Here is a 13,928-nt window from a genome sequence, read left to right as displayed (position 1 = left end):
GCGGCGCGGCCGACCGCGCGGCCCTCGGCCAGCAGTGTACGAGTCCGACGCGGTGTGACCGTCGCCGGGCGCCCCCTCGCGGGAGTCGCCGGCGGCCCACCGCGGGAGTCGCCGGCCGCCCACCGCACGTCACTTGACGGTGTGTCAGAAGATACGGACCGGGATCTCGGCGGGGGCCGCGAGCAGATCGGAGATCTCGTCGTCCAGGCGGACCAGGGTGATGGAGGCGCCGGCCATATCGAGCGACGTGCAGTATTCGCCCACATAGCTGCGGCGGACCGCGATGCCCCGCTCCATGAGCTGACGGTGCGCCAGCCCGTACACCAGATACAGCTCGCCGAGGGGGGTGCCGCCCAGGCCGTTGACCATGAGCGCCACGGAGTCGCCGGAGGTGTAGGGGAGATCGTCCACGACGGCGGTGACCAGTTCCCGCACCATCGCGTCCGCCGGCTGAAGTTTCTCGCGCCGCCGCCCCGGCTCGCCGTGGATCCCCACGCCCATCTCGATCTGGTCCCCGGGCAGATCGAACAGCGGGGACCCCTTGGCCGGCGGGGTGCACGCGGTCAGCGCCATCCCCATGGTGCGGGTGACGGAGTTGACCTTCGTACCGATCCGGTGCACCTCGTCGAGGTCCGCTCCGCGTTCCGCCGCCGCGCCCGCGGCCTTCAGCACGAAGAAGTTGCCCGCCACCCCGCGGCGGCCGACCGTGTACGTGGAGTCCTGAACGGACACGTCGTCGTCGATGTACAGCGTACGGACGGTGATCCCGTCGGCCTCGGAGAGCTCCTCGGCCATCTCGAACGCCATGCGGTCGCCGGTGTAGTTGTTGACCAGCAGCAGAACGCCCTTCGGGGACGCCACCCGTTTGACCGTCTCGTACACATAGTCGGCGGGCGGTGCGGAGAAGACGTCCCCCGGACACGCGGCGTCGAGCATTCCCGGGCCCACGTTCATGACATGGGCCGGTTCATGTCCGGACCCCGAGCCCTGGACGAGGGAGACCTTGTCGGCGCGCGGTGCGTCGGCGCGCATGATCAGGTTGTACTCGGGGACATAACGGAGGGTGTCGGGGTTGGCGAGGGCCAGCCCCTGAAGCATCTCGGGTACGTAGTTCTTCGGGTCGTTGACGAACTTCTTCATGGGGTCGGTCGCTCCTCGATCTCGACGCCGGACAGGGACGGAAACAGCACGGGCACGGAAACAGCGGGGCCGGAAACAACGGGGCCCCGGAACAGCGGACGGAACAGCGGGGCCGGACGCGGGGCGCGGAAGCACCCCGGGGCGGGACCGGGTACGGGACCGGTCCCGGGGAGGGTCAGGTGCGCCGGGCCCACTCGTCCGCGACCCGGTCCGCGATCACCGCGACGGCCACGGCTCCCGCGTCGGGAGAGCCGATGCTGCGCTCCCCCGTGTAGCTGGGCCGGCCGCGCCTGGCGAGCATCGGGGTGGTCGCGTCGGCGGCGGTACGGGCCGCCGACGCCGCGACCCGCGCGAGACGGACGGCGTCGGCCGCCGCGCCCTCGCCCTCACCGGTCCGTGTCTCCTTCTCCAGCGCGTCGGTCATCGGGATCAGCGCGTCCAGCAGCGTCTTGTCACCGAGATCGGACCTGCCCCGCGCCTTGATGCCCTCGGCGGCGGCGCGCAGCATGGCGACCGCGTCCGTACGGCCCAGCCGGGACCGGTCGGTGACGGCCCCGGCCGCCCGGAGGAACGCCGTGCCCCACAGCGGTCCCGAGGTGCCGCCCACCCGTCCGGTGATCACCACGGCGACCTTCTTCAGGAACGCCGACGGCGAACCGCGGTCGAAGGAGTCCCAGTCGGCGAGCACGATCTCGAATCCCCGCGCGAGCGAGTATCCGAGGTCGCCGTCGCCCACGACGGCGTCGAGTTCGCTGAACGCGCGCTCGTTGTCCACGGCCGCGCGGGCGATGGTTCTGACGACGAACTCCAGGTCGCTCTCCTGACCGTTCGCACCGCCGCTGTCCATCACACTGCCGCTGTCTCTCTCACTGTCACTGTCTGTTGTCGCTGACATGTCCTCTCCTGACTGGCCTGCTCCGCTGTCACTTCGCGCCGGGGGCGGCGGAGAGCAGGAATTCGAGATCCGCGAGCCGGACGAAAGGACGCGGGTCCGCACCGAAGGGGTCGCTCAGGACCTCCGTGGTGGTCTCCTCAGGCCCGGGGCCGTCCCCCGGTGCGGGGTCGCCCAGGGAGGACACGACCACCAGCGCGCCGGTGAAGTCCTCCTCACCGGTGTAGGCGCTGGGCGTGACGACACACCCGAGGCCCGCGTCCAGTGCCGACAGCAGGCCGTTGCGGCTGTCCTCGATCACGACCGTGCCCGCGAGGCCGAGCCCGAGCCGGTCCACCGCGTACCGGTAGATGTCCGGAGCCGGTTTCTTGCGCGGGACGATGTCTCCGGCGAACACCGCGAAGCGTCCGGCGAGTTCGGGACCCATGGCGAGTTCCAGCACACTCCGTACGGCCGGCTCCGCCGAGGTGGAGGCGACGGCCAGCGTCCAGCCGGCCGCGTCGGCCTCGGCGGCCACCCGCCGTACACCGGGGCGGGGCGGGATGGAGCCGCCGGCGATGATCCCGGTGTACACCTCGGTCTTGCGCCGGTGCCACCGGGCGACCTCCTCACCGAGCGCCGCGGGGTCGTCGGGCAGTCCCGCCTCGGCGACGAACCGGGGGGTGAGGAGCGTCTTCATCCGTTCCTTGCCCCCGCCGACCTTGACCTTCTCGGCGTACTCGGCGTCGCTCCAGCGCACCGGCAGGCCGAACTCCTCGAAGGTCCGGTTGAACGCCGGCAGATGCCCGTAGCGCTCGGTGTCGGCGAGTACTCCGTCGCAGTCGAAGACGAGGGCGGGCACGGTGTCACCCGGCCCGGCCGGCGCTGCCGAAGAGCGTCATGAGCGAACCGGCCATTCCGATGACGTCCTGGCGGACGGAGCGGAACAGCGAAGGCGGATCCCATTTCTGCTTCTCCGCGGCCGATTCGAGGAAAGCGAGACCCGACTTCATGAATGTTTCCTTGAGAGCGGTCGAGATATTGACCTTCGCGCACCCCCGGGAGATCAGGTCGCGGAACTGCTCGTCGGACAGACCGCTGCCGCCGTGGAGCGCGATCGGCACGGGGTAGGCGGCGACGATGTCGGACACCCGCTGGAAATCGAGGACCGGTGCGCGTTTGTACGTTCCATGAGCGTTTCCGATGGCGGGCGCGAAGACGTCCACACGCGTCGTCGTGAGGAATTCCAGCGCCACGTCCAGATCCTGCTGGGCGGCCGTGCTGTCGGTGCCGATCCCGTCCTCGACACCCGTGATGGACTCGATCTCGCCCTCGACATGGGCGCCGTGGGAACGGGCCTCGGCGACGACCTCCACCGTTTGCCGCATATTCTCCTTCACCGGCAGATGAGAGGCGTCGAACAGCACGGAATTCCAGCCCCGGCGCAGACACTCGGTGATGACCTCACGCTCCGGACAGTGGTCGAGATGCAGGCTGACCGGGACCTCGATACCCGCCGTCATGGAGGTCCACAGGGCGTGGAGCACATCGCTGCCGATCGATTTGACCGTCTTGACGGACGTCTGCACGATCAGGGGCGACGATTTCTCCACGGCGGCCGCGAGGACCGCCTCCATCGTGAGATCGTTGAAGACATTGATGGCCGGCACGCCGTAACGCTCTTCGAAGGCGTCGGACAGAATGTCGGTCAGCGGCACGACGGGCACAGCGACTCCTGGGATCGGGCTCACCCAATGGGGCCCGGCCCTTCTCGCGGGGGACCGGACACTCCAGGTCCATTCGACGCCTGTCGGCGGGGCGCCGCCACTCAGCCGCGTTCGGCCGGTCCGGCCACGCGGCCTACAGACCTCCCGGCAGACCACCTGACAGACCTCCGCCGGGCCGGTCAGCCGTCCCGCTGCGGCCGCTCGTCGGCCCCCTGCGCCTTGGCCCGCTGCTCGTTGGCGTAGTTGATGTAGTTGTAGACGGTGAAGCGGCTGACGCCGAGGGCGCTCGCCACCGTCTCCACGCCATGGCGCACGGTGAAGGCTCCGCGCGCCTCCAGTATCCGGACGACCGACTGCTTGGTCTTGCGGTCGAGATCCGCGAGCGGCATACCGTGCTGCCGCTCCAGCGCCGCCAGGATGTGATCCAGGGACTCCGAGAGCTGGGGCAGCCGTACGGCGAGGATGTCCGCGCCCTCCCAGGCGAGCACGACATCGTCGGGCCTGGCCTCCTGCGGCGCGAGCAGTTCGCCGCCCATGGCGTCCACCAGCGGCTTGACGGCCGTGATGAAGGGATGGTCCAGCGCGTCGGTCACCGGCCGTCCTCCGCTCTCAGGCCCCCGGTGCCGTCGCCGTTGTCGGTGTCATCGGCGTCATCGACATCATCGTCCGCGATCACACTGATCTGGAGCGAGACCCGGGTCGCGCCGACGGCCAGCGAGCGGCGCAGCAGCGCGTCCACCGTGCCGAGCACCGCGTCCGTACCGCCCTCCGCCGTATTGCCGAACGGTCCCACGTCCACCGCGTCCAGCCCGGCGCCCTGGACGATCTCGCGGGCCACCACCGCGTGCGCGGGCGGCTCGTCGAGGTCGAAGGGTTCGGTCGTGAACTCGACTCTCAGTCGCACTGTGCCTCCCTCGCACCGGCCCGGGACGAGGACGACCCTAACCGACCGTGTGACCGGCCGCGGATCTCCCGGGTACGGCGCCGGGTACGGCACGGGCGCCTTCCGGCCGGTCCGGTTGTCGTGATCGTTCCGGCTGTCGTCGTGAGCGTTCCGGCTGCCGCACGGATCATCGTCCGGTCAGATCCCGCTGCATCAGGACCGTGTCGAGCCGGCGGCCGTGCTTGTGGCCGACCCCCGTCAGCCGTCCCGCCTCGACGAAGCCGAAGCGCCGGTGCAGGGCGGCCGACGCGCCGTCGTCGGTGTCCACGAGGACCGCGACCATCTGCTCCGTCCCGGCCTCGGCGCATCCGGCCAGCAGCGTGCCCAGCAACGCGCCGCCGAGCCCTTGCCCCGTGCGCCCGGGAGCCAGATAGACGCTGTCCTCCACGGTGTGCCGGTAGGCCGGCTTCGTACGCCAGGGCGCGGCGTACGCGTACCCCGCCACCTCACCGGACACCTCGGCGACCAGGAACGGCAGACGGCGCCCGGCGAGTTCGTCGAGCCGGTCCCGCCATGCCCCGGGGCCCGGCGGTGTCTCCTCGAAGGTGATCACGGTGTGGACGACGTAGTACGCGAAGATCGCGGCGACCGCCGCGAGGTCTCCGGGAGCGGCCGGGCGGACGACCACGTCCGGGGACGGCTGCCGGATTTCCGCCGTGTTCATCCGTCACCTCTTGACAGTCCAGGAGCCCCAGAGGCAGGCTTTCCATCAAGCAGAAGATGACTTCCGCAATACGGAAGGAGCGCCTGACTCCTCATGGCCCCTCTCACCACGAACGGGCGCGGCACAGAGCAGCGCTTCGATGTGAACCTGTCCATCCTCTTCACCGAGCTCCCCCTTCTGGAGCGCCCCGCCGCCGCCGCGGCCGCGGGTTTCACCGCGGTGGAGCTGTGGTGGCCCTGGATCGACACCCCCACCCCGCCGCAGCGCGAGCTGGACGCCCTCAAGACGGCGCTCGACGACGCCGGCACCCGGCTCGTGGGGCTGAACTTCTACGCGGGGCGGCTCCCCGGACCCGACCGCGGCGCGCTCTCCGTACCCGGCGAGGAGGCCGAGCGGTTCCGCGCCAATGTCGAGGTGGCCGCGGGTTTCGCCGCCTCCGTCGACTGCCCCGCGCTCAACGCGCTGTACGGCAACCGCGTCGAGGGGGTCGACCCGCATCTCCAGGACACCCTGGCCCTGGACAGTCTGGTGCTGGCCGCGCGGGCGGCGAGCGAGGCCGGCGCGATCCTGCTGATCGAGGCGCTCAACAAGCCGGAGTCCCCGCTCTATCCGCTGGTGAGCGCGGAGTCCGCGATCGCGGTCGTCGACCGGGTCAACGAGGCCACGGGGCTCGACAACGCGGCGTTCCTGCTCGATCTCTACCACCTGTCGATGAACGGCGAGGACCTGAACGAGGTCATCGAACGCTATGCCGACAAGACCGGCCATGTACAGATCGCGGACAACCCCGGCCGGGGCGCCCCGGGCACCGGATCGCTGCCGCTGGACGACCTCGTCGGACGGCTGCGGAAGGCCGGTTACGCCGGCTGGATCGGTCTGGAGTACAAGCCGGGGGACCGCCCGAGCGCCGAGGCCTTCGACTGGCTCGCCAACTGACCATCTTCACGGGCGTGTCGAGACGCACGCGCGTGTGCTGAAAGAGGGCACCTCATGAGCAATCCCCCCAAGATCGCGTGGATCGGCCTGGGCATCATGGGCTCGCCCATGTCGGAGAACCTGATCAAGGCCGGTTACCCGGTGACCGGCTTCACCCTGGAGCAGCCCAAGCTGGACCGGCTGGCCGCGGCCGGCGGCACGGTCGCCGGCTCGGTCGCCGAGGCGGTACGGGACGCCGATGTGATCGTCACGATGGTGCCCGCCTCCCCGCAGGTCGAGGCGATCGCCTACGGCGAGGACGGCATTCTGGAGAACGCCCGGCGGGATGCCCTGCTGATCGACATGTCGTCCATCACCCCGGGCACCTCGGTGGAGCTGGCCAGGAACGCGGCGGAGAAGGGCATCCGGGTCCTGGACGCCCCGGTCTCCGGGGGCGAGGCCGGCGCCGTCGAGGCGGTCCTCTCCATCATGGTCGGCGGTGAGCGGGCCGACTTCGACGAGGCCAGGCCGCTGTTCGACGCCCTCGGCAAGACCGTCGTGCTGTGCGGGCCGCACGGCGCGGGCCAGACGGTGAAGGCCGCCAACCAGCTCATCGTCGCGGTCAATATCCAGGCCTGCGCCGAGGCCGTGGTCTTCCTGGAGAAGTCCGGGGTGGACCTCACGGCGGCCCTCGACGTCCTCAACGGCGGTCTGGCCGGGTCGACCGTACTGACCCGCAAGAAGGACAACTTCCTGAACCGCGACTTCAAGCCCGGCTTCCGGATCGATCTGCACCACAAGGACATGGGCATCGTCACGGACGCCGCCCGCGCCGTCGGCGCCGCGCTTCCGGTCGGCGCCGTGGTCGCCCAACTGGTCGCCTCCCTGCGCGCCCAGGGCGACGGCGGCCTGGACCACTCCGCACTGCTGCGCTCCGTGGAGCGCCTCTCCGGCGATCAGGTCTGACTCCCGGGACCGCCGCCGGACCTCAGTACCCGGGCGGCGCCAGCGCTGACACCTGTCCTGTCGCGCCCAGGCGCTGCCGCCGCCCGGACCCATCCGCGCGAGAGCGCGGAGCACGGACGTTCCCGTGCTCCGCGCTCTTCCGCGTTCTGCTCCCTGCCCCGCCCGGGCGCGGCAGGGCAGCGGCGTGGCAGGGCAGGGGCAGGGTCAGGACAGGGTCAGGGTCAGGGGCAGAACGGGACGGGCGGGTCAGGACGGGACGGGAGAAGCCGACGGCCCCCGCACCGGATTCCTCCGGTGCGGGGGCCGCGTCCCTCCGCCGCTGTTCGGTCGGGGACAGCGGCGGATCAGGGTCAGGTCAGTTCGGATCCGGTCAGCGGCAGGATCTCCGTGGGCGCGTGCCACGGCTCCGTGGCGAGGTCCTCGAACTCGTTCACACTCGCGATGTCACTGCCGCTCATCGAGATGTTCGTGACGCGTTCGAGGATCGCCTCGACCACGACCGGGACCCGGTGCTCGGCGGCGAGCTTCTTCGCCTCCTCGAAGGCCGGCAGGAGCCCGCCGGGTTCGGTGACCCGGATCGCCTTGCACCCCAGTCCCTCGGCGACCTTGACATGGTCGACGCCGTAGACGCCCAGTTCGGGCGAGTTGATGTTCTCGAACTCCAGGTTGACCTGGAAGTCGATGTCGAAGGTGCGCTGTGCCTGGCGGATCAGCCCCAGGTAGGAGTTGTTCACCAGCACATGCACATACGGGATGCGGTGCTGGGCGCCGACCGCCAGCTCCTCCAGCATGAACTGGAAGTCGTAGTCGCCGGAGAGCGCGACGACCGTGGCCTCGGGATCGGCGACGGCCACCCCCAGCGCCGCGGGGACGGTCCAGCCGAGCGGGCCCGCCTGGCCGCAGTTGATCCAGTGGCGCGGCCGGTAGACATGCAGCATCTGCGCGCCGGCGATCTGGGAGAGGCCGATGGTGGTGACATAGCGGGTCTCGGGGCCGAAGGCCCGGTTCATCTCCTCGTACACCCGCTGGGGCTTGAGCGGCACATTGTCGAAGTGCGTACGGCGGTGGAGCGTGGCCTTGCGCTCCCACGCGGAGGCGGCCCAGGTGGTGCGGTCGGGCAGTCCGTCCGAGTCCTTCAGCTCCTTCGCCACCTCGACGAAGAGCTCCAGGGCGGCCTTGGCGTCCGAGGCGATCCCGTAGTCCGGTGCGAAGATCTTGCCGATCTGGGTGGGCTCGATGTCGACATGGACGAAGGTCCGTCCCCGCCGGTACACATCGAGCTTCCCGGTGTGGCGGTTGGCCCAGCGATTGCCGATACCGAGGACGAAGTCCGACTCCAGGAAGGTCGCGTTGCCGTAGCGGTGCGAGGTCTGGAGACCCACCATGCCGGCGTTCAGCTCGTGGTCGTCCGCGATGGTCCCCCAGCCCATCAGGGTGGGGATGACCGGAACGCCCGTCAGTTCGGCGAACTCGACCAGCAGTTCGGAGGCGTCGGCGTTGATGATGCCGCCGCCCGCGACGATCAGCGGGCGCTCGGACGCGTTGAGCATCCGGAGGGCCTTCTCGATCTGCGCACGGCTCGCGACGGGCTTGTAGACCGGCAGCGGCTGGTAGGTCTCGGGGTCGAACTCGATCTCGGTGAGCTGGACATCGAGCGGCAGATCGACGAGCACCGGGCCCGGCCGGCCCGAGCGCATGAGATGGAAGGCCTGCTGGAGAACGCCGGGGACCTGGGCGGCCTCCAGGACCGTGGTCGCGGCCTTGGTGACGGGCCGTGCGATCGACGCGATGTCGACGGCCTGGAAGTCCTCCTTGTGGATCACCGCGGTCGGGGCCTGGCCGGTGATGCAGAGGATCGGGATCGAGTCACCGGTGGCGGAGTAGAGGCCGGTGATCATGTCCGTGCCGGCGGGGCCCGACGTACCGACGCAGACACCGATGTTGCCCGGGTGGGTACGGGTGTACCCCTCGGCCATGTGTGAGGCGCCCTCGACATGGCGGGCGAGCGTGTGGTGGATCCCCCCGGACGCCTTCAGGGCCGCGTAGAAGGGGTTGATCGCGGCGCCCGGCACACCGAACGCGTTGGTCACACCCTCGCACTTGAGGATCTCAACTGCCGCTCGGGCAGCGGTCATTCGAGGCATGGAGTTCTCCTGCTTGGGCCGGCGGATTCGGGCTCTGTCGCGCCACCTGAGAGTCGATTCCGTAATACGGAAGTTTAGTTCTGCTATATGGAATCAATCTAAGGCGGGGCTCCGCGCGGCGTCAAGGGATGCCGGAAGAGCCTCCCGAGGGCCTCGCCCGTGGTGGACGATGGACACCGGGCGCGATGGATCACGGCCGGAGGGGGCACGGGTGACGGAGAGGCACATGACGGAGAACGTGTGGGTGAGCTGCCCGTCCTGCGGCGGCGGGCACGCCTTCGTGGCGGCGGTCCATCCCTGCGCGTGCGGGGCTCCGGTGACACCCCCGCTGGCCGACGACGTACCCGTGGAGCCGATCACGTACCGCAGTTGGGCCGAGGAGTGGGTGGCCGTGCGCTGTACCGCGTGCGGACGCGAGGACGACTGGCCACGGCCGGAGCTGGGCTGTCCGTGCGGCACGGTGCTACGGATTCCGGTACGGCCGATGAGTCCCACGGCCCCGGGGACGTCGGGGGCGCCGGGGGCATCGGGAGCCCCGGGGACCTCGGGGGCTCCTGTGGCGCCAGGGGCTCCGGAGACCTTCGTGTCACCGGAGGCCACGGGGGTCACGGGGATTCCGGAGACCGGGACGCACGCCGGGGCGCCGGCCGCCGGCGGAGCCGACCGGGCCGGGCCGCTGCCCCTCACGGGCCCGCCCGCGCATATCCCGCTGCCGCGGACCGCGGCGTCACCACGCCCCTCGTTCCGTCCGCTGACGATCCGTAGCGCCCACGACGTGGTGACGGCCGCGGCGCTCTATCTGCGCTGGCTGGGCTTCAAGAACGTCGTCAGGGCCGGGGAGGGAACGGAAACCGCGTCGTATGTGATCGATCTGCGCGGCCGGGGCGTGGTCGCCCAGGTGGAGCCGACCACCCGTCCCGTCACCCCGCGCGCCGTCGAGTGCCTCTGGCTCAACGGTCTCAACGCCTCGGCGGTGGGCGTCTTCTTCTCCCTCTCCGGGTACGCGGACAATGCCCTCGCCCGCGCCGGCGACCTGGGCGTGCCGCTCTTCGTCCTGGACCTCACCGGCACTCCCCGGCCAATCAACGGCCCGGCGGACGAACTGCTCGCGGCCGGCGCGCGGCCCCCCGGCGCATAGTCCCTCCCCGGTCGGTCCACGGGGCCGTTCCGGCCGGTCGGCGGGGCCGTTCCCGCGCGGGGTCGGTGCGTGCGGCTCCCCCGCGATCAGCGCGTACGGCCGGTCCGTGGCAGCGGCGCCGTCCCGTACGGGGTCAGGTGCCGGGTGAACCACTCCGTGGCGAGATGGGACACGGCTTCCAGCGCACCGGGCTCCTCGAAGAGATGGGTCGCTCCCGGCACGATCGCGACCTGGTGCTCACCGCGCAGACGCTGGGCCGCCTCGCGGTTGAGGCGCAGTACGTCGGTGTCGGAGCCGCCGACGATGAGCAGCGTGGATGCCCGTACCTCGGCGAGCCGGCCCGCCGCCAGATCGGGACGGCCGCCGCGTGAGACCACCGCCGCGATGTCCGTATGCGGCTCGGCCGCCGACACCAGAGCCGCCGCGGCACCGGTGCTGGCACCGAAGTAGGAGACGGGCAGGGCCCGTTCGCGGCGCAGCCACAGGGTGGCCAGGGTGAGCCGCTCGGCCAGCAGGCCGATGTCGAAGACATGGGTACGGTCCTCCGCCTCGTCCGGCGTGAGCAGGTCGAACAGCAGGGTGCCGAGGCCCGCCCGGTGCAGTGCCGACGCCACGGCCTGGTTGCGGGGACTGTGCCGGCTGCTTCCGCTGCCGTGCGCGAAGGCCACGATGCCCGGCGCGCCCCTCGGCACCACCAGGATCCCGGGCAGCTCCGTCCGTCCCGCCCGCACCACGACCTCCGGGTCCCGTGCGCTATGCCCGGCCGTTCCCCCGTCCGTGCCCGTACGGCTGGGGGCGCGGGTGCCGGAGAGCGCGGCGTTCTCCCCGGCCTCCCCCTCACCTGCCTCCCCCTCCCCGGGCACCGGTTCCCCCGACACCGCTTCCCCCGGCACCGCTTCCCCGGACCTCGCCCCACGGGCGAGCAGGGCCGCGACCTCGTCGTCACTGGTCTGCGCGAAGTCCACGTACCACTGGCCGACCGAACCGAAGTACTCCGGCGACGACAGACACACCACGGCGTCGGCCTCCTGGCCCAGCCAGCCCAGGGCCTCGGCCGGTGCCAGCGGTACGGCGAGCACCACCCGCGCGGCACCGCGCGCCCGTGCCACCCGGCAGGCGGCGAACGCGGTGGACCCCGTGGCGATGCCGTCGTCGACGATCACGGCGGTCCTGCCCGTGAGCCCGACGGGCGGGCGGTCCCCCCGGTAGCGCCGCAGCCGCCGCTCCAGCGCCGCGCGCGCGGTCCGCTCCACCGCCGCGCGTTCGTCCGGGGCGACCCGTGCGGCGCGGAGCACATCGTCATTCATGATCCTCACGCCGCCCTCGCCGATCGCGCCGAATCCCAGCTCGGGCTGGTACGGCACGCCCAGCTTGCGGACGGCGATCACGTCCAGCGGCGCGCCGAGCGCGCGGGCGACCTCGTACGCCACCGGAATTCCGCCGCGCGGCAGCCCCAGCACCACGGGATCGTCGAGATCCGTCCGTTCCACTTCTTCGGCCAGCCGTTTCCCGGCGGCCGTTCGGTCGACGAAGCGCATGGTCCGCCTCCTCTCCCGGGGCCCTGCGGCCCGCATCGGGAACTCTCTCCATCCAACCCGAAAACACCCGAACCGGCAGGACCGGGATCCCCGCCCGAAGGCGGGGGAAGCCGCCCCATAGCGCCGGGAGGGCTCCGGGTGGAGTCTGGATATGAGGATCCCGTGGGTCGCCGGGGGCTTCGTGCGCCGCCGCCGCGACATCTCCGAGGAGGCGGCAGCCATGACCACCACGACCGACACCACGTTGCACGGTCTCCCCCACGAGCACCGTGAGCGGCTCATGGCCGGCGCGTGCCGGGTGAACTTCGCCGAGGGCACGCGCATCTTCGACGAGGGGCAGCCCGCGGACCGCTTCTGGATCGTGCGCAGCGGCTGCGTGATCCTCGATGTACGGGTGCCGGGCCGCCGCCCGGCGGAGATAGCGTCCCTGGGCGCGGGCAGTCTCGTCGGCTGGTCCTGGCTCTTTCCGCCGTTCGTCTGGCAGCTCGGGGCGGAGGCCATGACGCTGGTGCGCACCTACGAGTTCGACGCGGCGCACGTACGGCGGATGTGCGGCGCCGATCCGGTGTTCGGCCAGGCCGTGGCGCTCTGGATCGGAGGGATTCTCGCCCACCGGCTGCACGAGGCGCGGACCCGGCTCCTCGACCTGTTCGCGCCGCACGGGAGCAGCGAGGGACCGATGCCGTGAGGGGGCGGCCGCGAGGGGGCGGCCGGCAGCGCGGGCAGCCGGCCGCACATGGCCGGAATAGTCATGCACCGAGTGCGAGTTGGCACGGTGATCGAGTAATTCCGAGGGCACGTGGGAGACGAGACAATGGTTACTCTGAAGGAGTCCGTGGGCCGGTACGGGATCTGGAGCTCGGGACTCCGTTCCGAGGAGGCCCTCGCGAGCGGTGAGGCCCGTGAGGCCGCCGCCGAGCTGGAGGAGCTCGGCTTCGGCGCGGTCTGGCTGGGCATGAGCGGTGCCGAGCACGCGGTCCCGCTCATCGAGGCCACGTCGCGGCTCACGGTCGCCACCGGCATTCTCAGCATCTGGCGGTACGAGGCCGCCGACGCCGCCGCCGACTTCCTGCGGGTGGAGTCCGAGCACCCCGGACGCTTCGTGCTCGGTATCGGTGCCAGCCATGCCAAGCTCGCCGCGCAGTACCGCCGCCCCTACGCGTCGATGGTCGAATACCTCGACGGTCTGGACGCGGGCGGGGTTCCGGCCGGACGGGTCGTACTGGCCGCGCTCGGCCCGAAGATGCTCGAACTCTCCCGTGACCGCGCGGGCGGTGCCCACCCCTATCTGGTCACCCCCGAGCACACCGCGCAGGCCCGGGACATCCTCGGCCAGGGACCGCTCCTCGCCCCCGAGCTGAAGGTCGTCCTGGACACCGACCCGGAGTCCGCCCGCGCCACGGCCCGTGACTATCTCGCCATGTATCTCGGCCTGCCGAACTACACGAACAGCTTCCTGCGGCTCGGCTTCACGGAGAACGACTTCAAGGACGGCGGCAGCGACCGGCTCATCGACGCGGTCTACGCGTGGGGAGACGACACGCGGATCCGGCAGCGTATCGACGCCTTCCACGAGGCCGGCGCGGACCATGTCGCCCTCCAGGTCGTGGAGCCGGGAAGCACGGCGGGAGCGCCGGGGCCGCTGCCCCGCGCCGGATGGCGCCGGCTCGCCGAGGTACTGGCCTGACGGCCGCGCCCCTGCGGCCGGTCACCGGGAACAGGTGACCGGCGGCGGGCCCGGCCACCGGCATCGGGGCGGGTGCCGCCGCCGGGCCGGGTGACCGGCGGCAGGCCCGGTGACCGGTGGCGAGCCCGGTGACCGGTGCGAGCCCGGTGACCGGCCATGGGCCCCTGGCTGAGACGTCCCGCCCTGCGTATGACG

13 protein-coding genes and 1 pseudogene are annotated in these 13,928 nt (G+C 71.3%); 5 read left to right on the top strand and 9 right to left on the bottom strand.

Annotation, left to right across the window (positions count from 1 at the left end):
- Positions 1-144: 144 nt before the first annotated feature.
- From dhaK to ACFYYH_RS00215, 7 genes and pseudogenes are all read right to left on the bottom strand, one after another.
- Complete coding sequence (gene dhaK / locus ACFYYH_RS00245) at positions 145-1,140, bottom strand: dihydroxyacetone kinase subunit DhaK (RefSeq protein WP_388543774.1); 996 nt, start codon at positions 1,138-1,140, stop codon at positions 145-147.
- A gap of 175 nt (positions 1,141-1,315) precedes the next feature.
- A complete protein-coding gene (dhaL, locus tag ACFYYH_RS00240; protein ID WP_388543771.1) occupies positions 1,316-2,035 on the bottom strand; it encodes a dihydroxyacetone kinase subunit DhaL in 720 nt (239 codons plus the stop codon).
- A 28-nt stretch (positions 2,036-2,063) separates the two neighbouring features.
- The gene (locus ACFYYH_RS00235; protein ID WP_388543768.1) at positions 2,064-2,873 is read right to left on the bottom strand and encodes an HAD-IA family hydrolase; all 810 of its coding nucleotides are present in this window, start codon (positions 2,871-2,873) and stop codon (positions 2,064-2,066) included.
- 4 nt (positions 2,874-2,877) lie between these two features.
- Positions 2,878-3,738 (bottom strand): ketose-bisphosphate aldolase, encoded by an 861-nt coding sequence (locus ACFYYH_RS00230; RefSeq protein ID WP_388543765.1) that lies wholly within the window; start codon positions 3,736-3,738, stop codon positions 2,878-2,880.
- A gap of 179 nt (positions 3,739-3,917) precedes the next feature.
- Entirely contained in the window at positions 3,918-4,274 is a 357-nt protein-coding gene (locus ACFYYH_RS00225; protein WP_388545219.1) for a helix-turn-helix domain-containing protein, read from the bottom strand.
- 125 nt (positions 4,275-4,399) lie between these two features.
- Positions 4,400-4,642: pseudogene (locus ACFYYH_RS00220) on the bottom strand (hypothetical protein); the annotation flags it as partial.
- A 166-nt stretch (positions 4,643-4,808) separates the two neighbouring features.
- Entirely contained in the window at positions 4,809-5,345 is a 537-nt protein-coding gene (locus ACFYYH_RS00215; protein ID WP_388543762.1) for a GNAT family N-acetyltransferase, read from the bottom strand.
- Positions 5,346-5,438: 93 nt separating this feature from the next.
- Here ACFYYH_RS00215 and ACFYYH_RS00210 point away from each other — a divergent pair, with 93 nt between their 5' ends.
- Positions 5,439-6,281 (top strand): TIM barrel protein, encoded by an 843-nt coding sequence (locus ACFYYH_RS00210; protein ID WP_388543759.1) that lies wholly within the window; start codon positions 5,439-5,441, stop codon positions 6,279-6,281.
- 54 nt (positions 6,282-6,335) lie between these two features.
- Positions 6,336-7,226: a 2-hydroxy-3-oxopropionate reductase gene (locus tag ACFYYH_RS00205; protein ID WP_388543756.1), complete on the top strand. Its 891-nt coding sequence runs from the start codon at positions 6,336-6,338 to the stop codon at positions 7,224-7,226.
- Between the two features lie 350 nt (positions 7,227-7,576).
- Here ACFYYH_RS00205 and gcl read toward each other — a convergent pair whose 3' ends face one another.
- On the bottom strand, positions 7,577-9,370 hold the full coding sequence (gcl, locus tag ACFYYH_RS00200; protein WP_388543754.1) for a glyoxylate carboligase: 1,794 nt from the start codon (positions 9,368-9,370) through the stop codon (positions 7,577-7,579).
- Between the two features lie 226 nt (positions 9,371-9,596).
- Here gcl and ACFYYH_RS00195 point away from each other — a divergent pair, with 226 nt between their 5' ends.
- Positions 9,597-10,508 carry a hypothetical protein gene (locus ACFYYH_RS00195; RefSeq protein WP_388543753.1) on the top strand — a complete coding sequence of 304 codons (912 nt, stop codon included), beginning with the start codon at positions 9,597-9,599 and terminating at the stop codon, positions 10,506-10,508.
- An 86-nt stretch (positions 10,509-10,594) separates the two neighbouring features.
- Here the strand turns inward: ACFYYH_RS00195 and ACFYYH_RS00190 are convergent, their stop codons facing one another.
- A complete protein-coding gene (locus ACFYYH_RS00190; protein WP_388543750.1) occupies positions 10,595-12,046 on the bottom strand; it encodes a phosphoribosyltransferase in 1,452 nt (483 codons plus the stop codon).
- Positions 12,047-12,266: 220 nt separating this feature from the next.
- Between ACFYYH_RS00190 and ACFYYH_RS00185 the strand changes: the two genes are divergently transcribed.
- Together ACFYYH_RS00185 and ACFYYH_RS00180 are read left to right on the top strand one after the other, a co-directional pair.
- Complete coding sequence (locus tag ACFYYH_RS00185) at positions 12,267-12,734, top strand: Crp/Fnr family transcriptional regulator (protein ID WP_388545217.1); 468 nt, start codon at positions 12,267-12,269, stop codon at positions 12,732-12,734.
- Between the two features lie 126 nt (positions 12,735-12,860).
- The gene (locus ACFYYH_RS00180) at positions 12,861-13,733 is read left to right on the top strand and encodes an LLM class F420-dependent oxidoreductase (protein ID WP_388543748.1); all 873 of its coding nucleotides are present in this window, start codon (positions 12,861-12,863) and stop codon (positions 13,731-13,733) included.
- Positions 13,734-13,928 lie beyond the last annotated feature (195 nt).

Origin of the sequence: Streptomyces sp. NPDC002018, assembly GCF_042890865.1 — a bacterium.
In the GTDB taxonomy this organism is placed as follows: Bacteria; Actinomycetota; Actinomycetes; order Streptomycetales; family Streptomycetaceae; genus Streptomyces.
Note: the sequence above shows the minus strand (reverse complement) of the source record. Positions and strands in the feature narration are given on the sequence as shown.